General features: G+C 65.5%; 18 protein-coding genes, 5 pseudogenes and 1 riboswitch. Of the genes and pseudogenes, 17 read left to right on the forward strand and 6 right to left on the reverse strand.

Going from position 1 to position 23,678, the window contains the following annotated elements; translation table 11 throughout:
- Nucleotides 1–40: 40 nt before the first annotated feature.
- The 3 genes and pseudogenes from gyrB to dnaA all read right to left on the reverse strand — a co-directional run.
- Nucleotides 41–2,557: pseudogene (gyrB, locus tag ACQ858_RS22280) on the reverse strand (DNA topoisomerase (ATP-hydrolyzing) subunit B); the annotation flags it as partial.
- Between the two features lie 261 nt (nucleotides 2,558–2,818).
- Nucleotides 2,819–3,925 (reverse strand): DNA polymerase III subunit beta, encoded by a 1,107-nt coding sequence (gene dnaN / locus ACQ858_RS22285; RefSeq protein ID WP_431274690.1) that lies wholly within the window; start codon nucleotides 3,923–3,925, stop codon nucleotides 2,819–2,821.
- A 270-nt stretch (nucleotides 3,926–4,195) separates the two neighbouring features.
- Nucleotides 4,196–5,576, reverse strand: a pseudogene (gene dnaA / locus ACQ858_RS22290) (chromosomal replication initiator protein DnaA).
- Nucleotides 5,577–5,881: 305 nt separating this feature from the next.
- Here dnaA and rpmH point away from each other — a divergent pair.
- The 6 genes and pseudogenes from rpmH to ACQ858_RS22320 all read left to right on the forward strand — a co-directional run bounded on the left by rpmH (nucleotide 5,882) and on the right by ACQ858_RS22320 (nucleotide 10,558).
- On the forward strand, nucleotides 5,882–6,016 hold the full coding sequence (gene rpmH / locus ACQ858_RS22295) for a 50S ribosomal protein L34 (RefSeq protein WP_088958522.1): 135 nt from the start codon (nucleotides 5,882–5,884) through the stop codon (nucleotides 6,014–6,016).
- 76 nt (nucleotides 6,017–6,092) lie between these two features.
- Nucleotides 6,093–6,482, forward strand: a complete 390-nt coding sequence (locus tag ACQ858_RS22300) for a ribonuclease P protein component (RefSeq protein WP_431274691.1) — start codon at nucleotides 6,093–6,095, stop codon at nucleotides 6,480–6,482.
- Nucleotides 6,479–6,765, forward strand: a pseudogene (yidD, locus tag ACQ858_RS22305) (membrane protein insertion efficiency factor YidD). The gene ACQ858_RS22300 and the pseudogene yidD overlap by 4 nt, the downstream one beginning before the upstream one ends.
- Nucleotides 6,762–8,522: a membrane protein insertase YidC gene (gene yidC / locus ACQ858_RS22310; protein ID WP_431274692.1), complete on the forward strand. Its 1,761-nt coding sequence runs from the start codon at nucleotides 6,762–6,764 to the stop codon at nucleotides 8,520–8,522. Before yidD ends, yidC begins: the two are co-directional and overlap by 4 nt.
- 76 nt (nucleotides 8,523–8,598) lie before the next feature.
- Nucleotides 8,599–10,005, forward strand: coding sequence for a tRNA uridine-5-carboxymethylaminomethyl(34) synthesis GTPase MnmE (mnmE, locus tag ACQ858_RS22315; protein WP_431274693.1), 1,407 nt, complete (start codon nucleotides 8,599–8,601; stop codon nucleotides 10,003–10,005).
- 85 nt (nucleotides 10,006–10,090) lie between these two features.
- Nucleotides 10,091–10,558: a cyclic nucleotide-binding domain-containing protein gene (locus ACQ858_RS22320; RefSeq protein WP_431274694.1), complete on the forward strand. Its 468-nt coding sequence runs from the start codon at nucleotides 10,091–10,093 to the stop codon at nucleotides 10,556–10,558.
- Between the two features lie 9 nt (nucleotides 10,559–10,567).
- On the opposite strand, the gene ACQ858_RS22325 is transcribed toward ACQ858_RS22320, so the two are convergent.
- A complete protein-coding gene (locus ACQ858_RS22325) occupies nucleotides 10,568–12,553 on the reverse strand; it encodes a cation:proton antiporter (RefSeq protein ID WP_431274695.1) in 1,986 nt (661 codons plus the stop codon).
- Nucleotides 12,554–12,651: 98 nt separating this feature from the next.
- Between ACQ858_RS22325 and ACQ858_RS22330 the strand changes: the two are divergent.
- From ACQ858_RS22330 to ACQ858_RS22345, 4 genes and pseudogenes are all read left to right on the forward strand, one after another.
- Nucleotides 12,652–13,652: pseudogene (locus ACQ858_RS22330) on the forward strand (KpsF/GutQ family sugar-phosphate isomerase).
- Nucleotides 13,652–14,200: a KdsC family phosphatase gene (locus ACQ858_RS22335; RefSeq protein ID WP_431274696.1), complete on the forward strand. Its 549-nt coding sequence runs from the start codon at nucleotides 13,652–13,654 to the stop codon at nucleotides 14,198–14,200. The pseudogene ACQ858_RS22330 and the gene ACQ858_RS22335 overlap by 1 nt, the downstream one beginning before the upstream one ends.
- Nucleotides 14,197–14,835, forward strand: coding sequence for an LPS export ABC transporter periplasmic protein LptC (gene lptC / locus ACQ858_RS22340; protein ID WP_431274697.1), 639 nt, complete (start codon nucleotides 14,197–14,199; stop codon nucleotides 14,833–14,835). The genes ACQ858_RS22335 and lptC overlap by 4 nt, the downstream gene beginning before the upstream one ends.
- A gap of 7 nt (nucleotides 14,836–14,842) precedes the next feature.
- A complete protein-coding gene (locus tag ACQ858_RS22345; RefSeq protein WP_431274698.1) occupies nucleotides 14,843–15,616 on the forward strand; it encodes an SDR family oxidoreductase in 774 nt (257 codons plus the stop codon).
- Between the two features lie 80 nt (nucleotides 15,617–15,696).
- On the opposite strand, the gene ACQ858_RS22350 is transcribed toward ACQ858_RS22345, so the two are convergent.
- Nucleotides 15,697–16,212 carry an RNA recognition motif domain-containing protein gene (locus tag ACQ858_RS22350; RefSeq protein ID WP_431274699.1) on the reverse strand — a complete coding sequence of 172 codons (516 nt, stop codon included), beginning with the start codon at nucleotides 16,210–16,212 and terminating at the stop codon, nucleotides 15,697–15,699.
- Between the two features lie 252 nt (nucleotides 16,213–16,464).
- Nucleotides 16,465–16,640: riboswitch (yybP-ykoY riboswitch) on the forward strand.
- 13 nt (nucleotides 16,641–16,653) lie between these two features.
- Here ACQ858_RS22350 and ACQ858_RS22355 point away from each other — a divergent pair.
- The 5 genes from ACQ858_RS22355 (at nucleotide 16,654) to ACQ858_RS22375 (ending at nucleotide 20,389) form a co-directional block, all read left to right on the forward strand.
- Entirely contained in the window at nucleotides 16,654–17,220 is a 567-nt protein-coding gene (locus ACQ858_RS22355; protein WP_431274700.1) for a TMEM165/GDT1 family protein, read from the forward strand.
- 132 nt (nucleotides 17,221–17,352) lie between these two features.
- A complete protein-coding gene (gene metX, locus ACQ858_RS22360; RefSeq protein ID WP_431274701.1) occupies nucleotides 17,353–18,528 on the forward strand; it encodes a homoserine O-succinyltransferase MetX in 1,176 nt (391 codons plus the stop codon).
- A complete protein-coding gene (gene metW / locus ACQ858_RS22365; protein ID WP_431274702.1) occupies nucleotides 18,525–19,109 on the forward strand; it encodes a methionine biosynthesis protein MetW in 585 nt (194 codons plus the stop codon). Before metX ends, metW begins: the two co-directional genes overlap by 4 nt.
- A 27-nt stretch (nucleotides 19,110–19,136) precedes the next feature.
- Complete coding sequence (locus ACQ858_RS22370) at nucleotides 19,137–19,724, forward strand: IMPACT family protein (protein WP_431274703.1); 588 nt, start codon at nucleotides 19,137–19,139, stop codon at nucleotides 19,722–19,724.
- Nucleotides 19,725–19,855: 131 nt separating this feature from the next.
- Nucleotides 19,856–20,389, forward strand: coding sequence for a bactofilin family protein (locus ACQ858_RS22375; RefSeq protein WP_431274704.1), 534 nt, complete (start codon nucleotides 19,856–19,858; stop codon nucleotides 20,387–20,389).
- Between the two features lie 7 nt (nucleotides 20,390–20,396).
- Here the strand turns inward: ACQ858_RS22375 and ACQ858_RS22380 are convergent.
- Nucleotides 20,397–21,217: pseudogene (locus ACQ858_RS22380) on the reverse strand (DUF72 domain-containing protein).
- A 146-nt stretch (nucleotides 21,218–21,363) separates the two neighbouring features.
- Between ACQ858_RS22380 and ACQ858_RS22385 the strand changes: the two are divergent.
- A complete protein-coding gene (locus ACQ858_RS22385; RefSeq protein WP_431274705.1) occupies nucleotides 21,364–22,836 on the forward strand; it encodes a M20 family metallopeptidase in 1,473 nt (490 codons plus the stop codon).
- A gap of 23 nt (nucleotides 22,837–22,859) precedes the next feature.
- Entirely contained in the window at nucleotides 22,860–23,678 is an 819-nt protein-coding gene (locus tag ACQ858_RS22390) for a lysophospholipase (RefSeq protein WP_431274706.1), read from the forward strand.

A 23,678-nucleotide genomic window follows, 5' to 3' on the forward strand; every position in this document is an offset into this window, starting at 1 on the left:
GGGTAAAGCTTCTCAACATATGAGTCGCTCTACAGGTCGGTCAGACGTCGATGTTCGCCGCGCGCAGCGCGTTCTGCTCGATGAAGTCGCGCCGCGGCTCGACCTCGTCGCCCATCAGCATGGTGAAGACGCGGTCGGCTTCGATCGCGTCGTCGATCTGCACGCGCAGCAGACGCCGCACGTTCGGGTCCATGGTGGTTTCCCACAGCTGCTCGGGGTTCATCTCGCCCAGGCCCTTGTAGCGCTGGCGCGAGGTCGTGTTCTCGGCCTGGCCTATCAACCAGCGCATGGCTCCTCGGAAGTCGCTGACCTTCTCTTCCTTCATCTTGTCGCCTTCGCCGCGGCGGACGACGGCACCCTCGCCCAGCAGGTCGCGGAAGGTCTTGGCGGCTTCGGCCAGCGCGGCGTAGTCCGCGCCGTGCACGAAGTCCTGCGTGAGCACGCTGCTCTTGATGTTGCCGTGATGGCGGCGGCTGACTCGCAGCAGCGGCTTGTCGGTGCGTGCATCGAACTCGCTCGACACGTCGGCGGGTGCGCCGGTGGTGTTGAGCTCGCGCAGCTTGTTCTGGAGTGCGACGGCGGAGGCTTCGGCGGCGGGCGTGGTGTCGAGATCGAGCGCCACGCCGTCGGCAATGGCGCGCAGCGCAGCCGTGTCGAGGAACACCCCGAGCCGTGCGATCACCGCTTCGGCGAGCTGGTGCTTGCGGGCCAGATCGGCCAGCGCGTCGCCGGCGAGCGTCGTCGGGCTGCCGCCGCCGGTCAGGACGCTCGCGTCCTTGAGCGCGACCCTGAGCAGGAAGGCGTCAAGCGCCGGGCCGTCCTTGAGGTACTGCTCTTCCTTGCCGACCTTCACCTTGTAGAGCGGCGGCTGCGCGATGTAGATGTGGCCGCGTTCGACCAGTTCCGGCATCTGCCGGTAGAAGAACGTCAGCAGCAGTGTACGAATGTGCGCGCCGTCCACGTCCGCGTCGGTCATGATGATGATGCGGTGGTAGCGCAGCTTCGCGACGTTGAAGTCGTCCGCGCCGCCCGCCGCCGTGGTCGCACCCGCTCGGCCGATGCCGGTGCCCAGCGCGGTGATCATGGTCAGGATTTCGTTGCTGGTCAGCAGCTTTTCGTAGCGCGCCTTCTCGACGTTCAGGATCTTGCCGCGCAGCGGCAGGATGGCCTGGAACTTCCGGTCGCGGCCCTGCTTGGCCGAGCCGCCTGCGGAGTCGCCCTCCACCAGGTAGATCTCGCAGAGCGCGGGATCCTTCTCCTGGCAATCGGCCAGCTTGCCCGGCAGGCCCATGCCGTCGAGCACGCCCTTGCGGCGCGTCATCTCACGCGCCTTGCGCGCGGCCTCGCGGGCGCGTGCCGCCTCGACGATCTTGCCGCAGATGATCTTCGCGTCGTTGGGACGTTCCTGCAGGTAATCGGTCAGCAGGCGGCCGACGATGTCCTCGACCGGCGCACGCACTTCGCTCGACACCAGCTTGTCCTTCGTCTGGCTCGAGAACTTCGGCTCGGGCACCTTGACGCTCAGCACGCAGCACAGGCCTTCGCGCATGTCGTCGCCGGTGACTTCGACCTTGGCCTTCTTGGCCAGATCGTTCTCTTCGATGTACTTGTTGATGACCCGCGTCATCGCCGCGCGCAGGCCCGTCAGGTGGGTGCCGCCATCACGCTGCGGGATGTTGTTGGTGAAGCACAGCACCTGCTCGTTGTAGCCGCTGTTCCACTGCATCGCGACTTCGACGCCGATGTGCGTGCCGGGAATGCCGCCGTAGGTGTCGGCCGGCTTCTCGCCCGCGGCGTAGAACACGTTGGGATGCAGGACCGTCTTGCCCTTGTTGATGAACTCGACGAAGCCGCGCACACCGCCCGCGCCCGAGAAATCGTCCTGCTTGCCGGTGCGCTCGTCGACCAGGCGGATGCGCACGCCGTTGTTCAGGAAGCTCAGCTCGCGCAGGCGCTTGCTCAGGATCTCGTAGTGGAAGTCCGAGTTCTCCTTGAAGATCTCGGTGTCCGGCAGGAAGTGAACCTCGGTGCCGCGCTTCTCGGTTTCGCCGGTGATCTTCATCGGCGACACCTCGACGCCGTTCACCGTCTCGAGGAGGCGGTTCTGCACGAAGCCCTTGCTGAATTCGAGCGTGTGGACCTTGCCTTCGCGGCGCACCGTGAGGCGCAGCATCTTGGAGAGCGCGTTCACGCAGCTCACGCCCACGCCGTGCAGGCCACCCGACACCTTGTAGCTGTTCTGGTTGAACTTGCCGCCGGCGTGCAGTTCGGTCAGGGCGATCTCGGCCGCCGAGCGCTTGGGCTCGTGCTTGTCGTCCATCTTGATCCCGGTCGGGATGCCGCGGCCGTTGTCGGTGACCGAGACCGAGTTGTCAGTGTGGATCGTGACGACGATGTCGTCGCAATAGCCCGCGAGCGCCTCGTCGATCGAGTTGTCGACCACTTCGAACACCAGGTGGTGCAGGCCGGTGCCGTCCGAGGTGTCGCCGATGTACATGCCCGGTCGCTTGCGCACCGCTTCGAGGCCTTCGAGGATCGTGATGGAGCCCTCACCGTAGGAGCTGTCGGGCGGCGTGACCTCGATCGGAATCGCGTTGTCGATCTCGGGCGCGTAGACCGGCTCCGTGTGCGGCGCGTCCTGCTTGTTTTCTTCGCTCATCTGACTCTTTCTCTCTCGGCACCCGGCGAGGCGCCATCAATTCTGGAGATACCGCGGAACCGGCTTTGCCGGGCCGCTGGTATCGCCCCCTGGAAGGGGGTTGGCGTAGCGACACGAAGTGCGCGAAGCCTGGGGGTGTACCAAACCCCCGGGGTGTGCTCAGATCCTCATCGGCATCACGACGTACTTGAACGACGCGTTTTCCGGGATCGTCATCAGCACCGAGCTGTTGGAATCCTGCAGGTCCAGCTTCACCATGTCCTGGCTCATGTTGGACAGGGCATCGATCAGATAGGTCACGTTGAAGCCGATCTCGATCGCGTCGCCGCCATAGTCGATGTCGAGCTCGTCCTGCGCCTCTTCCTGCTCGGCATTGTTCGAGGCGATGCGCAGCGTGCCCGGCTCGATGTTCAGCCGCACGCCCTTGAACTTCTCGCTCGTCAGGATCGCGGTGCGCTGCAGGCTGGCCAAGAGAGGCGCGCGGCCCAGCGTCACGCTGTTCTTGTGGTTCTTGGGAATCACGCGGTTGTAGTCGGGGAACTTGCCTTCGACCAGCTTGGTGACGAACTCCATGCCGCCGAAGGCGAACTTGGCCTGGTTGTTCGCGAACTGCATCTCGATCGCGCCCTCGGCATCGGACAACAGGCGCTGCATTTCGAGCACCGTCTTGCGCGGCAGGATCACTTCCTGGCGCGGCACCTCGACATCGAGCGTGGCGGAGGCGAATGCGAGGCGGTGGCCGTCGGTGGCGACGAGGCTCAATTGCTTGCCCTCGGCAACGAAAAGGATGCCGTTGAGGTAGTAGCGGATGTCATGCACCGCCATCGCGAACGACACCTGGCCGAGCAGGTCCTTCAGCGTCTTCTGCGGCACGCTGAACACCGGGCCGAAGTTGGCCGATTCCTGCACCAGCGGGAAATCCTCCGCCGGCAGCGACTGCAACGTGAAGCGGCTCTTGCCGCCCTTGAGCACGAGCTTGCTGGCGTTCGATTCGAGGCTCACCGTCTGGTCGGATGGCATGGTGCGCAGGATGTCGATCAGCTTGCGTGCGCCCACGGTCGTCGTGAAGTTGCCGTCGTCCCCGCCGAGCTCCGCCTGCGTGCGGATCTGGATTTCCAGATCGCTGGTCGTGAGCTGCAGCTGGCCGCCCGTCTTGCGGATCAGCACGTTGGCGAGGATCGGCAACGTGTGGCGTCGCTCCACGATGCCCGACACCGATTGCAGCGCCGCCAGGACTTTGTCTTGAGTTGCCTTCAAAACGATCATGTGTCTTACCTCTTCCTTTATTTCTTTAATTCAGATTGGTAGTAGTAGATAAGGGACGCACCGCACTGTGGACAGGGCGATTTTCCGCTTCTGCGACAAGGACTTGGCGCCCGGCAACAGGTGTGCGCATCCGCGCTTCGATGCTGCTTTCGCAAGGCGAACAACATTCGTTCGCGCGCCGGTCCTGTGGACAAGCCGCCATTTGTGCCGAGACTTTCCCCAGAGTTGTGCTTTGACAGCGTGGACGAATTGTGCGCGGGCGCCCATCGATCATCCCTTGAGCGTTTGCTCCAGCACGTGCAACTGCTGGTTCAGCTCGGTCAGCTGCTGGCGCTCGCCGGAGATCTTGCGCACCGCGTGCAGCACGGTGGTGTGATCGCGGCCGCCGAAGAGCTCGCCGATCTCCGGCAGGCTCTTCTGCGTCAGTTCCTTGGCGAGGTACATCGCGATCTGGCGCGGCCGGGCGATCGAAGCCGGCCGCTTCTTCGAATACATGTCGGCGACCTTGATCTTGTAGTAGTCGGCCACCGTCTTCTGGATGTTTTCCACCGAAATCTGGCGGTTCTGGATGGAGAGCAGGTCGCGCAGCGCCTCGCGCGCCAGCGCGATGGAGATTTCCTTCTGGTTGAAGCGCGAGTACGCGAGGATCTTGCGCAGCGCGCCTTCGAGCTCGCGCACGTTGGAGCGCACATTCTTCGCGACGAAGAACGCCACTTCTTCCGGCATCTCGGCGCCCTCGGCGCGCGCCTTGTTGATCAGGATGGCCACCCGCATTTCGAGTTCGGGCGGCTCGATCGCGACGGTCAGGCCCGAATCGAAGCGCGACACCAGCCGCTCGTGGATGTCCGCCAGTGCCCTTCGGATAGGTGTCGCTCGTCATGACGATGTGCGACTTCTTCGCGAGCAGGGCCTCGAACGCGTTGAAAAACTCTTCCTGCGTGCGGTCCTTGTTGGCGAAGAATTGGACGTCGTCGATCAGGAGCAGATCGAGCGAGTGGTAGCGCTCCTTGAATTCGTCGAAAGTCTTGCGCTGATATGCCTTGACCACATCCGACACGAATTGCTCGGCGTGGATGTAGAGAACTTTCGCGTCCGGCCGATCTGCCAGCAGCCTGTTACCCACAGCGTGCATCAGGTGGGTCTTGCCGAGACCGACGCCGCCATAGATGAACAGGGGGTTGTACAGGTGCCCCGGCGTGCTCGCCACATGCATGGCCGCGGCGCGCGCCATCCGGTTGGCGGTACCTTCGACGAGATTCTCGAAGGTCAGCCCGGAGTTGAGGCGGTTCTTGAAAGCCGAGCTCGCCGGATCCTCACCCTGACTCGGCAACTCGCGCGGCACGTCGACGTCAGAAACAACGACCAAGGATGTCGGCCGGGTAACGATTTCCCGAGGAGCAAGTGCTAACTCGATGATGATGGGCTGGCCGTAGATCTTCTCGGCCATCGCGGCAATCTTGCCGGCATATTGAGCACGGATCCAGTCGAGCTTGAAGCGATTCGCGACAAAAACGGTGACCCGCGAAAAGTCGTCCGCGACCTTGGCGGTCAGCGGCTTGATCCAGGTGTTGAATTGCTGTTCGGACAGCTCTTGCGCAAGCTGGTCGACGCAGGCCTGCCAGAGGCTGTCACCGACGCCGTCACTCGGCATGGGTGCTCTGAAAAGTGGTTTGTCCCTCAGCCATCTTTCGTGTTCGTGTTGTGGATAGTCGCACCCGCGATGCGTCTTGGATTCTAACTTGTCAAAAACTTATCCACACCAGTCCAGCGGTGATGGAAAGGCCGAAGATGGTCGATCGGGATTGTCGGGGACATGAATGTTTGCGATAATCGCGGGTTTCCCTGAAATCCTCTTTGTGTGTTTCGGGGCATCTCGGGGGCCGCCGAATCTTCGAATCATTCGTAGAGGCGGACCGGACTTGCCGGAAACGATCCGGTCACACCAGGAAAATCATCATGAAACGCACTTATCAAGCATCCAAGACCCGCCGCGCCCGTACCCACGGTTTTCTGGTCCGCATGAAGACCCGCGGTGGCCGCGCCGTCATCAACGCGCGCCGCGCCAAGGGCCGCAAGCGCCTGTCCGTCTAACGGCACCGCCCCGGCGCCGTTGCCAGTCGTGCCGCCCGCGCCCGGACGAACGGACGGCGTCCCGCGGTTCGCTCCCATGCAGCGGCTCAAGACCCGCGCGCAGTTCCAGGCCGTACTCGCAGGTGCCACCGTGGCGCGCACTGCCCACTTCGCACTGCACCGTTGCCCGCTTGACGGTCCGTCCGGCGCGGCCTCGCTTTTCGGGGCGCAGGACGTCTGGGTGGGCGCCATGGTGCCCAAGCGCTGGGCACGCCGAGCGGTCACCCGCAATGCGATCAAACGCCAGATCTACAACGTGACCGCCGCGTCCGAAGCCTCGCTATCGCATGCGGCGCACGTGGTGCGCCTGCGCGCCGGCTTCGATCGCAAGCAATTCGTGAGCGCGGTTTCCGACAAGCTCAAGGTCGCCGTGCGGGCCGAACTCCAGCTGCTGCTGGAGCGGGCCGCCGCCGCGGCGCGCGCATGATGCAGCGCCTCCTCATCGGCCTCGTGAAGGCCTACCGCCTGCTGCTGAGCCCGTGGCTCGGCCGGGCTTGCCGTTTCGAGCCGACCTGTTCCGTCTATGCCATCGGCGCGCTCGAGCAGCACGGCGCGCTCGCCGGCAGCTACCTCACACTGCGCCGGATCTGCCGTTGCCAACCCTGGTGCCAGGGCGGCCACGATCCGGTTCCCCCAAGGCACAGCGCCCCGCATCGCGACCGGGGCTGTTCGCCTTCCTTACGTCCGACGACAAGAAGTCTTCTTCATGAACGATATCCGCCGCACCATTCTGTGGGTGATCTTTGGCTTCTCGCTGGTGCTGCTGTGGGACCAATGGCAGGTCTACAACGGTCACCGGCCGACCTTCCTTCCTTCGGCCAAGACCGCGGCGACCGACCACGCCAATGCGCCGGTCACGCCGGCTGCGCCGACCTCCGGGGTGCCGGCCGCAACCGCTTCCTCGGCGAACGCCTCGGTGCCGCAGCAGGGCGCCGCATCCGCCATCGGCGAGCGCGTGACGGTCACGACCGACGTCTTCAAGGCGACCATCGACGGCGAAGGCGGCACGCTTTCCGAACTGCAGCTGCTCAATTTCGTCGACCAGACCAACAACCACGGACTCGTCGAATGGTTCCGCCGTCTCGTCGGGCTGCCGGTCGCCGAGAACGAGTCACATCCGGTCACGCTGATGGAGAACGGCTCGCCGGCCACGCGCTACGTGGCGCAGACGGGCCTGCTCAATCAGGTGCAATCGGGCGAGCGTTTCCCCAACCACCTGACGCTGATGACGGCGCGCAGCGGCCCGCGCCAGTTGGCCGATGGCCAGAAGACGCTCGAGGTTGCGTTCGAATCCCAGCCGGCCGGCGGTCTGAAGTACGTCAAGACCTACGTGTTCCAGCGCGGCGACTATTCGATCCACGTCAAGCACGAGATCGTCAACGTGAGCAACCAGCCGGTCGACGCGCAGCTCTACCTGCAATTCGTTCGCCACGGTACGGTCGCGTCGAGCACGATGTTCGGCACCAACACCTTCACCGGCCCGGCCATCTTCTCCGAGCAGAAGAAGTTCCAGAAGATCAACTTCGCGGACATCACCAAGAACAAGGTCGAGCTCCCGGCGCCCGCCACCAACGGCTGGGTCGCGATGGTTCAGCACTACTTCGTCTCGGCCTGGCTGCTCAACGTGCCGGGCAGCGATGCGCTGAAGCGTGAGTTCCGCGTCGCGGATCTCGGCAACAACCTGTTCTCGGTCGCGATGGTGCTCGACGTCCCCAAGCTCGCGCCGGGCGCGACCCAGTTGATCGAAAGCAACCTGTTCGCCGGTCCCGAGGAAGAGAAGAAGCTCGAGGCGCTCGCGCCAGGCCTCGAACTGGTCAAGGACTACGGCATCTTCGCGATCATCTCCAAGCCGCTGTATTGGCTGCTCAACCAGTTGCACGGCGTCCTCGGCAACTGGGGCTGGTCCATCGTCGCGCTGGTGGTGCTGCTCAAGGCGGCGTTCTATTGGCTCAACGCCAAGGCGTACGCCAGCATGGCCAAGATGAAGGCCATCAATCCGAGGATCATGGAGATGCGCGAGCGCCTCAAGGACAAGCCGCAGGAGATGCAGCAGGAGATGATGCGCATCTACCGCGAGGAAAAGGTCAACCCGATGGGCGGCTGCTTCCCGATCGTGATCCAGATCCCGGTGTTCATCGCGCTGTACTGGGTGCTGCTGTCGTCGGTCGAGATGCGCCACGCGCCATGGATTCTGTGGATCAAGGACCTTTCGGCGCCCGATCCGTGGTTCATCCTGCCGGCGGTGATGACCGCGACCTCGCTGTTCCAGACCTGGCTCAACCCGACGCCGCCGGACCCGATGCAGGCCAAGCTGATGTGGATCATGCCGCTGGCATTCAGCGTGATGTTCATCTTCTTCCCTGCGGGCCTGGTGCTGTACTGGATCACGAACAACGTGCTGTCGATCGCGCAGCAGTGGTTCATCAACAAGCGCCTCGGCGTGCTCGGCAACAAGCCGTCGAAGTAGCCATCAACACACACTCCTTTCAAACAGGGCCGCGCAAGCGGCCCTTCTTGATGGACTTGCTGGAAGAATGACCGACATGCTCGCGCGCACCGCCGATCCGATCGTCGCCATCGCCTCCGCACCCGGGCGAGGTGCCGTCGGCATCGTGCGGATCTCGGGCCCGCAGATGGCGCCGCTCATCGCGGCGGTTTGCGGACGGCCATTGAGGGCGCGCGAGGCGACCTATCTGCCCTTCCGCGACGCGCAGGGCGAGCCGATCGATCACGGGCTGGCCATCCACTTCCCCGCGCCTCATTCGTTCACCGGTGAGGACGTGCTCGAGTTGCAGGCGCACGGTGGCCCGGTCGTGCTGCAACTGCTGCTGGCCCGCTGCCTCGAAGCGGCGGCCGAGTTCGATGTCGCCAGCGGCCGGCCGCGCCTCCCCGGCCTGCGGGTGGCCGAGCCCGGCGAGTTCAGCCAGCGGGCCTTCCTGAACGGCAAGATCGACCTGGCGCAGGCGGAAGCGATCGCCGACCTCATCGACGCCAGCACCGAAGCCGCCGCGCGCAGTGCCGGCCGGTCGCTTTCAGGCGCGTTCTCCGAAGAAATCCACGGTCTGCTCGATGCGCTGGTGCGCCTGCGGATGCTGGTCGAGGCCACGCTCGACTTTCCCGACGAGGAAATCGACTTTCTTCAGGAGGCCGACGCCATCGGCCAACTCGCATCGCTGAAGGCGCAGCTGGCCGTCGTGCAAAGCCGCGCCCGCCAGGGCGCCTTGCTGCGCGAAGGGATCAAGGTGGTGATCGCCGGTCAGCCCAATGCCGGCAAGAGCTCCCTGCTCAACGCGCTGGCAGGTGCCGAACTGGCGATCGTGAGTTCGGTGGCCGGGACCACGCGCGACGTGGTTTCGGAAACTATCCAGATCCACGGCGTGCCGCTGCATGTGGTCGATACGGCCGGGCTGCGCGAGAGCGTCGACGAGGTCGAGCAGATCGGTATCGCGCGCGCTTGGGGCCAGATCGAGGACGCCGACGCGGTGCTCTTCCTCCATGACCTGACACGGACCGCGCTGCCCGACTACGCGAGGGCCGACGCAGACATCGCGAGTGACCTGGCGGATCGCCTGCCCGTCGGCGTGCCCGTGATCGACGTCTGGAGCAAGCAGGACGCCGTGCCCTCCGCAGCGCCTGCGACCGGCGTGAGCCTCTCGGCGAAGACCGGGTTCGGCATCGAGGCGCTGCGCACCCGTTTGCTCGAAGTGGCGGGATGGCAGGCGGTGCCCGAGGGCGTCTACCTGGCGCGAGCGCGCCACGTCCAGGCCCTGTCGCGGGTCGAGCAGCACATCGACATCGCCGCCGAGCATCTGGGGGCGCGTGCGCAGTCGCTGGACTTGCTCGCGGAGGAACTGCGGCTCGCGCAGAACGCCTTGAACGAAATCACCGGCGAATTCGGGGCGGACGACCTGCTCGGCGTGATCTTTTCCCGTTTTTGCATCGGGAAGTAACCAAGTTCGTGAATCTTTGTGACATTTGTCACCGCACATTCCTGCTTTCGCGGATACTCCGCTCGACCAGCAGGGCCTCATCACGATGTCTACCAGCATTCAGGATCTTTGCCGCGCCATCGCCCAGAACACCAGCTACGACGCCTTCGCGCCTGCGTTCAATGCGCAACAGTGGGAGACGCTCGGCGGCTACCTGCAGCCTTTCGACCTCGCCGCCGGGCATGTGCTGATCGACCAGGGCGCCCATGACCGCACCCTCTTCTTCATCGAGAGCGGCGCGCTGAGCGTCCATGTGATCGGCGACAAGGGTCAGATGCGACTCGCCATCCTCAACCCGGGTTCCGTGGTGGGCGAAGGCGCGTTCTTCTCGAGGCTGCCGCGATCGGCCAACGTGGTTGCTACCGGAGCGGCCCGCGTCTGGCGATTGACCGCGCTGCGCTTCGGCGAGATGTCCAATCGGCAACCCTCGCTCGCCCTGGAACTGACGATGAGCCTGGGCGCCGTCATCGCCAAGCGGATGGTCAACAAGCCCAAGCGGGTGGCCGTGACCTGAGTCGCGGCATCAGCCCTTCTGCAACTTGTCGATGGCCATGGCCAGTGCGCCGGGCTTGCCGGACAGCACGAGCGTATCGCCGTCCGCGAGCACTGCGTCGTCCGTCGCGTCGGCGGTCTTGCCGTCGCGTCGGCGCAGGCTCGCGACGCGCACGCCCAGGGCCTCGAGCGCCAGCCGCGCCAGTGGTTGGCCGACCGCGCGGGCGCCGGTCGAGAGAGTGAAGGTGTTGAGCCGCTCGTGATCCAGCTCGTCCGCGTTGTCGTCGTCGGCGCCGTGGAAGTAGCCGCGAAGCAGGTTGTAGCGGGCATCGCGCTGGTCTTGCACCACACGGATCACGCGCCGCATCGGCACGCCGACCAGCGCCAGTGCATGGCTTGCGAGCATGAGCGACCCCTCGATCGCTTCCGGTACCACCTCGGTGGCGCCTGCCGCCTGCAGCTTTTCGAGATCGCGGTCGTCCTGGGTCCGGACGATCACCGGCACCTGCGGCGCGTGCGCGCGGGCGTTCGCGAGCACCTTCAGCGCGCCCGGCACGTCGTGGTAGGTGACGACCAGCGCACTCGCCCGCGCCAAGCCTGCGGCCATCAGCGCCTGCAGCCGCGACGCGTCGCCGAAGACGACCGAATCGCCGGCGGCAGCCGCCTGCCGGACGCGATCGGGATCGAGGTCGAGCGCCGGGTAGGGGATCCCCTCGTGCTCCAGAACGCGCGCCAGGTTCTGTCCGCAGCGCCCATAGCCGCAGATGATCACGTGCTGGGCGGTGTTGATCGTCTTGCGGGCGATCGTGGTCATCTGCAGCGACTGCTGCAGCCAGTCGCTCGCCACCAGCCTGCGGACGATGCGATTGCTGTACATGATGATGAAAGGCGTTGACAGCATCGACAGCACCATCGAGGCGAGGACCGGGTTCACCAGCCATTCGGGCAGCAGGCTCTTCCCTTGTGCCAGTGTGAGCAGCACGAAGCCGAATTCACCGGCCTGCGCGAGGTACAGCCCGGTGCGCAGCGACACGCCTGCCGTCGCGCCCAAGAGGCGTGCCAGCGCGGTGACGAGGGTCAGCTTGAATGCCAGCGGCAGCAGGAGCAGCACCAGCACCAGCGCCCAGTGCTGCACGACGACGTGCCAGTCGAGCGACATCCCGATCGTGATGAAGAACAGCCCCAACAGCACGTCGTGGAACGGGCGGATGTCCGTTTCCACCTGGTGCTTGAACTCGGTCTCTGACACCAGCATGCCAGCGACGAAAGCGCCGAGGGCGAGGCTCAGGCCGGCCAGTTCCGTCAGCCGGGCCAGGCCCAGGGTCACCAGGAGCAGGTTGAGCATGAACAGCTCGTCGCTGCGCCGCCGCGCGACGAGCGTCAGCCACCAGCGCATGATGCGCGGGCCGCCATAGAGCAGTACGCCGATCAGACAGCCTGCCTTGACGACCGCCAGAACGAGCGCCTTCAGAAGCGCTTCGGGTGGGGTGCCCAGGGCCGGGATGATCACCAGCAGCGGCACCACCGCGAGATCCTGCAACAGCAGCACCCCCACGACACGCTTGCCATGCTCGCTGTCGAGCTCGAGGCGCTCGGCCATCAGCTTCACGACGATCGCGGTGCTGCTCATGGCGAGCGCGCCGGACAGCACCAGCGCGGTCTGCCAGTTCAGCTGCCGGACGGCCGGCAGCACGGAGGACACCAGTAGCGCGCCGGCCGTCGCGATCGCGATGGTCAGCACCACTTGGAGCAAGCCGAGGCCGAACACATGCTTGCGCATGGCCCGCAGCTTGGGCAGGCTGAATTCGAGGCCGATCACGAACATCAGGAAGACCACGCCGAACTCGCCCAGGTGCTGGATGCCTTCGGAGTTCTGCGCCAGCGCGAAGGCGTGCGGCCCGATCAGCACGCCCGCCGTCAGGTAGCCGAGCATCGGCGGCAGCTTGAGGGACCGGCAGACGACCACGCCGATCACCGCAGCGAGCAGGTACATCAGCGTGAGGTCGAACGAGGTCATGAGCCGATGCTACTGAATGTGGCCGGTTTCCCGCGCCCGCCGTTTCACCCTGTTCCCCTTATTTCTGCCGCTGCGGCCCTGCCCGATAAAATTCCGCGATGAGCTCACGCCCCGATCTGCCCCCCGCGGCCGCACCCGAAGCCATGCTCGCGCGGGCGCGCACCACCTTCGACATCGAAGCAGCGGCCGTGCTCGGCCTGAAGGATCGCGTCGGCCCGAGCTTCGTCGATGCCGTCCGCAAGATCCTGGACGTGCGCGGACGTGTCGTCGTCATGGGCATGGGCAAGAGCGGCCACGTGGGTCGCAAGATCGCGGCCACCCTCGCCTCGACCGGCACGCCGGCGATGTTCGTGCATCCGGCGGAGGCAAGCCACGGCGACCTCGGGATGATCAAGGCGGTCGACCTCGTGCTGGCCATCTCCAACAGCGGCGAGGTCGAGGAGCTCACCGTCATCCTTCCCGTCGTCAAGCGCCAGGGCGTGCCGCTGATCGCGATGACCGGCCGTGTCGATTCCACGCTCGCGCGCCACGCGGACATCGTTCTGGACAGCGGTGTCGAAAAAGAGGCTTGCCCCTCAACCTGGCGCCGACCGCCAGCACCACCGCGCAAATGGCGCTGGGCGACGCCCTGGCGGTCGCGTTGCTCGATGCGCGCGGGTTCGGCACCGAGGATTTCGCCCGATCGCATCCCGGCGGTGCGCTGGGCCGCAAGCTGCTCACCCACGTGAGCGACGTCATGCGCGCCGGCGACGACGTGCCGCGCGTCGCGCCGGAAGCCGGCTTCACCGACCTGATGCGCGAGATGAGCGCCAAGGGGCTCGGTGCGACGGCCGTCGTCGACCCTCACGGCCGCGCGATCGGCATCTTCACCGACGGCGACCTGCGTCGGCAGGTCGAGACCGGCGCGGATCTGCGTGCGCTGACGGCCCGGGACGTCATGCATGTCGGGCCGCGCACGTTGCGCGCCGACGCGCTGGCCGCCGAAGCGGCCGAGGTGATGGAGCAGCATCGCATCACCAGCGTGCTGGTCGTGGACGCATCCGGGGTGCTCATCGGCGTGCTCAGCATCAACGACCTGATGCGCGCGAAAGTTATCTGATGCCGGTCGAATTCAAGGCGCAGACCCTGCTCGCCGCGCAGGACGTTCGCGTCGCGTTCTTCGACGTGGACGGCGTGCTGACCGACGGCGGCGTCTACTTCAGCGAGCACGGCGAGACGCTGAAGCGATTCAGCATCCTCGACGGCTACGGTCTGAAGCTGCTGCGTCTTGCCGGCATCAAGCCGGCGGTGATCACCGGCCGCGACTCGAAGCCGCTGCGGGTGCGGCTCGAGGCGCTCGGCATCGAGCACGTGCGTTACGGCACCGAAGACAAGCTGCCTGCCGCCGAGGCCATGCTGGCATCGCTTGGCCTGGACTGGAAGCAGGCAGCCGCCATCGGCGACGACTGGCCCGACCTGCCCGTGCTGACGCGCGTCGCGTTCGCTGCGGCGCCCGCGAACGCGCATGCCGAAGTTCGCGCCATCGCGCACCATGTGACGAGCGCGCGCGGCGGCGAAGGCGCGGCGCGCGAGTTCTGTGATCTGCTCCTGACCGCAGGCGGGCACTACCGCCGATTCCTGGATGCCGCGCGAGGCCTGCCCGCATGAAGTCGGCCTGGAGCCTGCTGCGTGACGGATTCGATCGCGTCACGATCTACCTGCCGCTGATCCTGACCGCGACGCTCGCGCTGGGCACCTATTGGCTGGTCCGCAACGCGCCCAAGCTGCTGGAGCCGGTCCCCAAGGAAGCGCCGATCCACGATCCGGACTTCTTCATGCGCGGCTTCGTCGTGAAGAGCTTCCTGCCCAGCGGCGAGCTGCGCAGCGAACTGCTCGGCAAGGAGGGCCGGCACTATCCGGACAACGACACGCTCGAGGTCGACGAGGTGCGCTTTCGCTCCATCTCGGAAGACGGGCTGGTCATGCACGGCTCGGCGCAGCGGGGGCTCTCGAATGGCGACGGCACCGAGATCCAGCTGTTCGGCAATGCGATCGTGACCCGTGATGCCGCGGTCGGCCCCAACGGGCGCGTCATTCCGCGGCTCGAGTTTCGCGGCGACTTCCTGCACGTCTTCACCGATACGGAACGTGTGAAATCCAACAAGCCTGTCGAACTGACGCGGGGCGGCGACAAGTTCACCTCGGACTCGATGGACTACGACAACGCGACCGGCATCGCGAACCTCCAGGGCCGCGTGCGCGGGCTTCTGGTCCCGGCGCAGACGCCGGCCGGTCAACGCTGACATCGACATGAAGCGTCTCGCGTTCATCACCGGCGCCTCGAGCGGCATCGGGCAGGCATTGGCTGCGCGCTTCTACGAGGCGGGCTATGACCTGGCGCTCGTTGCGCGGCGCACCGCAGAAATCGAAGCCTGGACTGCGGAGAAGAAAATCGACGCCTCGCGCTGCGGGATCTACAGCGCCGACGTGGCGCAGATCGACAGCATCGTCGCGGCCGGCACCGCGTGCTTGGAGCGGCAAGGTGTGCCCGACGTGGTGATCGCCAACGCCGGCATCAGCATCGGGATCGACACCGCCGAGCGCAGCGATCTCGACGTGTTCGCGCGGCTTTTGGCCATCAACAACGTCGGTGTTGCCGCGACCTTCCATCCCTTCGTTCGCGCGATGCAGTCTCGCGGCAGCGGTCGCCTCGTGGGCATCGGCAGCGTTGCGGCGATCCGTGGCCTGCCGGGGCACGGCGCCTATTGCGCGAGCAAGGCCGGCGTGGTGGCGTACTGCGAGAGCCTACGCACGGAACTTCGCGGCAGCGGCGTCAAGGTCGTGACCATTTCGCCGGGCTATGTCGATACCCCGCTGACGCAGGGAAACCGTTACGGTATGCCGTTCCTGATGCAGCCGGCCGATTTCGCGGACAAGGCATTCCACGCCATCGAGGCGGGCACGAGCTACCGGGTGATCCCGTGGCAGATGGGCGTCGTCGCGAAACTGCTGCGGGTGCTTCCCAATGCCCTGTTCGACAGAATCGTCCAAGGTCGCGGTCGCAAGCGACGCGCCGTCGAATAGGCGGGGTCGTCTGATGCAGCGGCCATGAAAAAGGCTCCCGGGGGAGCCTTTTTGATTCCGATACGGATCGGGTCGAGCGATCAGTAGCCGCTGTTGCCACCGCTGCCGCCGCCGTAGCCGCCGCGGCCACCGCCGCCGCCGCCACGAGGACCCGCACCATAGGGGCTGCGGAAACCGCCGTCGCCGCCGCGGCCACCGCCGCCGCCGCCACCACCACCGTAGCCGCCGCCACCGCCGCCGCCATAACCACCGCCGCCGCTGCGACCGCCACCACCGTAGCCGCCGCCACCACCGCCATAACCACCACCACCGCCGCCGCCGTAGCCGCCGCTACGCGGAGGACGCGCTTCCATCGGACGCGCTTCGTTCACCACCACGCTGCGGCCGCCCAGAGGCTGGCCGTTCATGCCGTTGATGGCTGCCTGCGCCTCGGCGTCGCTGCCCATCTCGACAAAACCGAAGCCCTTGGAACGACCGGTGTCGCGCTCCATCATGACTTTGGCGCTGGTCACGGCACCGAATTGGCCGAAAGCTTGCTCGAGATCGCCGTCGCGTACCGAGTAAGGCAGATTACCGACGTACAGTTTGTTGCCCATCAAGGGACTCCTAATAAACACACAAGAAAAAGCGATGGAGTCCCGAAAGCACCACAAGCCGAAACGACTCGACGAGTTGCGCGAAACTGACCGATCACCGATTGCACCGCCCCGAAAAGCGGAGGGATGCTCGCGCATTATGTGGGAAATACGTGTTACGCAACTAGGAATTTGCCCGCAGTACTACGTGCGAGATAAATAAACTACAAGTTGGCGCCTACTTACAACAAGACCCCAACAACACATTACAATCCGCCGGTCATTGGGGAGTAGCCGCCTTCCATTCCGAGAAGGGCTCGCGTCAACAGACTTGTCCTACGACTTGTGGGATATGGCGCAAGCAGCATCCAGCCTGGCGAGACCTTTGACCGCGCGACTTCGGGTTCGGCCGAGGGGTGGCGCGGTCAATTGCGTCTTCGGCCGAGGGAATCCGATCTATTCATGGAAGCATTTTTCGTTGCCACCGGCGTGGTCGCGCTCGCCGAGATGGGCGACAAGACCCAACTTCTGTCCCTCGTGCTCGCCGCGAGATTTCGCAAGCCCTGGCCCATCGTGCTCGGCATCTTCGTGTCCACCGTGCTCAACCATGCATTGGCGGGCGCGGTCGGCAACTGGGTCACGCACTTCCTCGGTCCGACAGTGCTTCGATGGATTCTGGGCGGCTCCTTCATCGCGATGGCGCTCTGGATGCTCATCCCCGACAAGCTCGACGGCGACGAGGTCCCGCGCTCCTCGCATTTTGGCGTGTTCGGCACCACTGCAGTCGCCTTCTTCCTGGCCGAAATGGGCGACAAGACGCAGATCGCGACAGTGATGCTCGCCGCGCGCTACGTGGACGCCTACGTGTGGGTGGTCGTCGGCACGACGCTCGGCATGATGCTGGCCAACGCGCCGGTCGTGTGGCTCGGCGAGCGCATCGTGCGGCGTGTGCCGATCAAGCTCGTGCACAGCATCTCCGCCGTCATCTTCCTGGTGCTCGGCGTTGCCGCGTTGATCGACTGGGGTTGAGGCGCGATTCGGCGCGGAGGGCATATACTTCCGGACGCGCCGATTTGCTCCAGCTTGCGGGCGCTTGATAAATGCAGCTAAAGACGGACGCCGTGACCCGGCTCGTTTTTGGCGAGGCGGGTTTTTTCATTCATGTCGTTCGTCGTCACACCGCAGTCGATGCAGTTTGCCGGGCCGCTGGCCCTGCGCAGCGGCGCATCGATTTCCAACTATTCGCTCGCCTATGAGACTTATGGCGAGCTCAATGCCGACCGCAGCAACGCGGTGCTGGTCTGTCATGCGCTGAATGCGTCGCACCACGTGGCCGGCGTCTATGCGGGACAGGACAAGTCCGAAGGCTGGTGGGACAACATGATCGGGCCGGGCAAGCCGGTCGACACCGATCGCTTCTTCGTCATCGGCATCAACAATCTCGGCTCGTGCTTCGGCTCGACCGGCCCGATGCATACGAATCCCGAAACCGGACGTGCCTACGGCGCCGACTTTCCGGTGGTCACTGTGGAGGACTGGGTCCATGCGCAGGCCGGGCTGCTCGATGCGCTCGGCATCCGCACCCTGGCTGCCGTGATGGGCGGGAGCCTCGGCGGCATGCAGGCGCTTTCGTGGACGCTTCAATATCCCGAGCGCGTGCGTCACGCCGCGGTCATCGCGAGCGCGCCGAGCCTCACCGCGCAGAACATCGCATTCAACGAAGTCGCGCGCCGCGCGATCGTGACCGACCCCGACTTCCACGGTGGCCACTTCTACGAACACAGCGTGATCCCCCAACGCGGCCTTCGGATCGCGCGGATGATCGGCCACATCACTTACCAGAGCGACGACGTGATGAACCAGAAGTTCGGCCGTGCGTTGCGCACCGCGGTCGAAGGCACCGCGGGCCGCCAGGACTTCCTCTATTCGACGCAGGAAGTGGAGTTCCAGATCGAAAGCTACCTGCGCTACAACGGCGACAAGTTCAGCGAGTATTTCGACGCGAACACCTACTTGCTCATCACGCGCGCGCTCGACTATTTCGATCCCGCATACGCGCATGGCGGCGATCTTCGCGCCGCGTTGGCCAAGGCCATGGCCAAATTCCTGATCGTGAGCTTCACCACCGACTGGCGCTTCTCGCCCGCCCGCAGCCGCGAGATCGTGAAGGCACTGCTCGACAACCGGCGCAACGTGAGCTACGCCGAGATCGATGCGCCGCACGGGCATGACGCTTTCCTGCTCGACGACGTGCGCTACATGAGCCTGGTGCGCTCCTACTTCGACCGCATCGCCGCATCGGCCACCCACGACGAGGGCGCAGAAGCTACCCAATGAGCGACCTGGACACACAACAGCTCATCGCGCGGCTCGTGCCGCAAGGCTCCCGCGTGCTCGATCTCGGCTGCGGCGACGGCGCGCTGCTCGACCTCCTCCAGCGCGAGCGCGGCTGCACCGGCTACGGTGTCGAGATCGCCGATGGCAACGTGCTGCACTGCGTGCGTCGCGGCGTCGACGTGATCCAGCTCAATCTGGACGAAGGCCTCGCCATGTTCGACGACGCATCGTTCGACGTCGTCCTGCAGATCGACACGCTCCAGCATCTGCGCAATGCGGAGGTGATGCTGCGCGAGACGGCGCGCGTCGGCCGCATCGGCATCGTGGCCTTTCCGAACTTCGCGCACTGGCCCAATCGCATCAGCATCGCGCGCGGCCGCATGCCGGTGACGAAGCGGCTGCCCTACCAGTGGTACGACACGCCGAACATCCGCGTCGGCACCTTCAAGGACTTCGAAGCGCTTGCGGGCAAGAATCGGCTGCGCGTGCTCGACGCATTCGGCCTCGAAAAGGGACGCGAAGTCCGCTGGCTGCCCAATGCGCGCGCAAGCACGGCGGTGTTCAAGTTCGAGCGCGGCTGAGCGCGCGCGAGGCTCCTGGGGCGGCTCATGTCATTCACGCTGGCGGCGCCCGTTCATAGCGAATTGCTGATCCGCAAGAGCCGGTTCATCGGGTGCGTGCAGCCGGTGGTGGATCGCGCCGCCGCGCAATCCGTGGTCGCGAGCTTGCGCAGCCAGCATCCCGGTGCCGCGCACGTCTGCTGGGCGCTGATGGCCGCGGGCCAATCGGCCGCGAACGACGACGGGGAGCCGGGCGGCACGGCGGGCCGTCCGATGCTCGAAGTGCTTCGGCATCACGAACTCGAGAGCGTGCTGGCAACGGTGGTGCGCTACTTTGGCGGCGTGAAGCTCGGCGCGGGTGGCCTCGTGCGCGCCTACACCGACAGCGTGGCGCAGGCGCTGGCCGGCGCAGCGCTCGTCCCGCTGGTGCGACAAAGCCACCTGCACTGCGCAGTGCCCTATGCATTCGAGGGCCTGGTGCGAAGAGAGATCGCAGCCATCGGCGCCGCGCTCGACGATGTGCGACACGAGGACATGGTGCGCTTCTCGTTCTCGCTGCCGGAGCCTTCCGCGAATGCATTCGTCGTTCGTCTCAACGATGCGACGCAAGGTCGCGTCGCATGGTCGAAGGGCTGATCAGCGGTCGAGAGAAAACGAAAGTGTTTATTCGCGCCTGTGCATGACTTATTCGGTTACGCCTCTTGCGCAATGAAGTGCCGCCAAGCGTAATGCCGTTCTTAGGATAGGCGTTTTCGAGGAGCTCCCCATTGGCTACACAGTCCCCCTTCTTCGGCAAGCGTGATCGCGACGCCGACAATCTCACGTCCCGCCCCGCGCCGCTGATGGGTTCCGGTACCAATCTCTCGGGCACGCCCGTCAATCCTTCGAGCCTCACCACGCAGGCCGCCAATGCCGCGGCAAGCGTTGCCAAGGAAGGGGGCAGCAAGCTCACCGTCGGCCCGAACATCAAGCTCAAGGGCGTCGAGATCACGGACTGCGACACGCTCGTGGTCGAGGGCCTCGTTGAAGCAACGATGGATTCGCGCGTGATGCAGATCGCCGAGCAGGGGGCCTTCAAGGGCTCGGCCGAGATCGACATCGCCGAGATCCGCGGCTTGTTCGAAGGCAACCTCACGGTTCGCGAGAAGCTCGTGATCCATTCGACCGGCAAGGTCACCGGCAAGATCCGCTACGGCAAGATCGTGATCGAGGAAGGTGGCCAGCTTTCCGGCGAGATCAGCTTCGGCGCCGCGACGTCGGGCAGCAAGCCCGCCACGTCCGCGCTGCAAGCCGCAGCCTGAGCCGCGCTCAGCGCACCCGCTCGATCAAGGCACCGGCAGCCGCCGGTGCCTTTTCTTTGCGCCGTTGATGAAGAAGACGAACACATCGCGCGCATCCGAATTGTGTTGCCTGCCTTCGTCGACCAGCGCCAGCGAAGAAGGCGTATCGCCCTTCGCCCAGGTCTTCGCGGCATCGGCCCAATCGTCGAGCGCTTTCGGCGCATAGCCCGCGGCGTGCGTTGCGTCGCTGTTCATGAGGCGCGCGTAGACGAAGTCGCCCGTCTGGTCTGCGATCGCCGGAAACTTCGGCGAATCCGTGAACACGGTCGCCACCCTGTATTTGCGCGCGAGCGCGAGGTACTCAGCCGAGCGAAAGCTCTCGTGCCGCACGTCGAGCACATGCCGCAGCGTGCGACTGGCCTCCTTCTTCGGCAGCAACTCGAGAAAGCCCGCGAGATCCTCGGGATCGAAGACCTTCGTGGGCATGAACTGCCACACGATCGGCCCCAGCTTGCTGCCGAGTTCGCCGATGCCGCTTTCGACGAAACGGCGGATCGAATCGCCCGCCGTCGCGAGCGCCTTGCGATTGGTCGAGAAGCGTGAGGCCTTGAGCGAGAACACGAAGTCCTCGGGCGTCTCGTCATGCCACTTCTTGAAACTCGCGGGCTTGAAAGTGCTGTAGTAGGTGCCGTTGACTTCGATCGCCGTCAGGTGGCGACTTGCGTAGTGGAGTTCCTGCGCGTGCGGAAGACCGGCCGGATAGAAGTTGTTGCGCCACGGCTCGTAGGTCCAGCCGCCGATGCCGACGCGAATGCGTTGCGATGCGGAGACCTCGATATGGGCGGGCATGGCAGTCCTCGGGAGCGGTGGCGAAGCCCGCCTTTTAGCGCATCCGGTGGCGGGTTGTCACCCGCACGTGCTGCGGCGATACGCACTAACATCGTCCTTCCCACCCCCGCGGAGTACCTCTCAATGAACGCCCCCTCCATCGCGAAATGCCCGCCGGCCTGCTGGATGCCGAGCGTGCGCTCTCCGATGTCTCGTCCAAGTGGGACAACGACATCGTCAAGCAACTGACCGACTACATCGCGATCCCGGCCAAGTCGCCGGGCTTCGACAAGGACTGGGTGCAGAACGGCTATCTCGAAACCGTGCTGCGCAACGCGGCCGCATGGGTCGAGGCACAGAAGATCGAAGGCCTCAAGCTCGAGATCGTGCGGCTCGAAGGCCGCACACCGGTGCTCTTCTTCGAAGTAGCGGCGACGGGCACGAACATGAAGGAAACCGTGCTGATGTACGGCCACCTCGACAAGCAGCCCGAGTTCACCGGCTGGCGCAGCGACCTCGGCCCGTGGACGCCGAAGTACGAGAACGGCCTGCTCTACGGCCGCGGCGGCGCCGATGACGGCTATGCGGTGTATGCGAGCGCCGCGGCGATCCAGGCTCTCAAGGCGCAAGGCGCTGCGCATCCGCGCATCGTCGGCATCATCGAGACCTGCGAGGAATCCGGCTCGTACGACCTGCTGCCCTATGTGGATGCGCTGCGTCCGCGGCTGGGCGATGTCTCGCTCGTCATCTGCCTCGATTCCGGCGCGGGCAACTACGACCAGCTCTGGCTCACCACTTCGTTGCGCGGCATGGCGAGCGGTACGCTGAAGGTCGAGATCCTGACCGAAGGCGTCCACTCTGGCGATGCCTCCGGTCTCGTGCCCTCGAGCTTCCGCATCATGCGGCAGGTGCTCGACCGGCTCGAAGACAGCAAGACCGGCCGTCTGCTGCCTCAAAGCTTCCATTGCGATGTGCCCGCCGAACGATTGGCACAAGCCAAGGCAACAGCGGGGATCCTCGGGGAAGAGGTCTACAAGCGCTTTCCGTGGGCGCACTACGACTGCGGCGGCGCGACCGCCTTCGCATTGCCGACGACCACTGAACCGGTGGAGGCGCTGCTCAACCGCACCTGGAAGCCGACGCTTTCCGTCACCGGCGCGGAAGGTTTCCCGGCGTTGAAGGATGCGGGCAATGTGTTGCGTCCCTACACCGCGTTCAAGCTGTCGCTGCGCCTTCCCCCGCTGGTCGATGCGGACCGCGCGGTGCATGAGCTCAAGACCCTGCTCGAAGACAACGCACCCTATCAGGCCCGGGTCACTTTCGAGAGCCATGGCGGCGCGACCGGATGGAATGCGCCGGAAACCGCGCCGTGGTTCGAGCGTGCGCTCAACGCCGCATCGCGCGCACACTTCGGCGCGGACTGCGGCTATATCGGCCAGGGCGGCACGATCCCGCTGATGAGCATGCTGAGCGCCGGGTTCCCGAAGGCGCAGATGATGGTGTGCGGCGTGCTGGGCCCGAAGAGCAATGCGCACGGTCCCAATGAATTCCTGCACGTGCCCTATGCGAAGAAGCTGACGGCCGCCGTGGCGGAAGTCATCGCCGCATTGCCGGCGGCTGCCGGCGGCGGCGTCGCTTGAGGTCGCGGCCGTCGCGCCACGCATTGCGCACGCCCGATGGCGAGACGCTGGCGGTGCAGGACTGGTCCGTGGAGTCGGGCGCCGCGAGGGCGGTGGTCGTCGTGGTCCATGGGCTTGGGGAGCATGCGGGGCGCTATGCGCACGTGGCCGATCGGCTCAACGACTGGGGCTTCGAGGTTCGCGCTGTCGACCATCATGGACACGGCGCATCCAGCGGCGCACGCGGCGGATTGCCGACGGTGCATCGGCTTCTCGACGATCTCGCGCTCGTGGTCGACGACACACGACAGACGCACCCGGCGCTGCCGCTGGTGCTACTGGGACACAGCCTCGGCGGGCTGGTGGCGGCAAGCTTCGTCGCGCGCGGCGTGCGTGCGGTCGATGCACTGGTGCTGTCGTCTCCGGCGCTCGATCCGGGCTTGAGCGCGTTCCAGAAGTTCCTCGTCGCCACGCTTTCACGCATCGCGCCGGCGCTGCGCGTGGGCAATGGGCTCGATCTGCAATACCTCTCGCACGATCCGGCCGTCGCTAAGGCCTACCGCGCAGATGCCCTGTGCCATGACCGGATCGGTGCGCGCCTCGCGAGATTCCTGGCCGACGAGGGCGCCAGCGTGCAGGCCGCAGCGGCGCGGTGGCCGGTGCCCACGCTGCTGATCTACGCGGGCGATGACCGTCTCGTGGACCCGGCCGGCAGCCGCGCCTTCGCTCAGGCCGCGCCACCGCAGAGGGTCAGCGCGACCTGCTACGCCGGCCACTACCACGAGATCTTCAACGAGCGCGAGGCCGATGCCGTCTTCGAGCGGCTTCACCGTTGGCTCGACGAACGCTTCGTCAAACCCTAG

The organism is Variovorax ureilyticus (genome assembly GCF_050632185.1).
Taxonomy (GTDB): domain Bacteria; phylum Pseudomonadota; class Gammaproteobacteria; order Burkholderiales; family Burkholderiaceae_C; genus Variovorax; species Variovorax ureilyticus_A.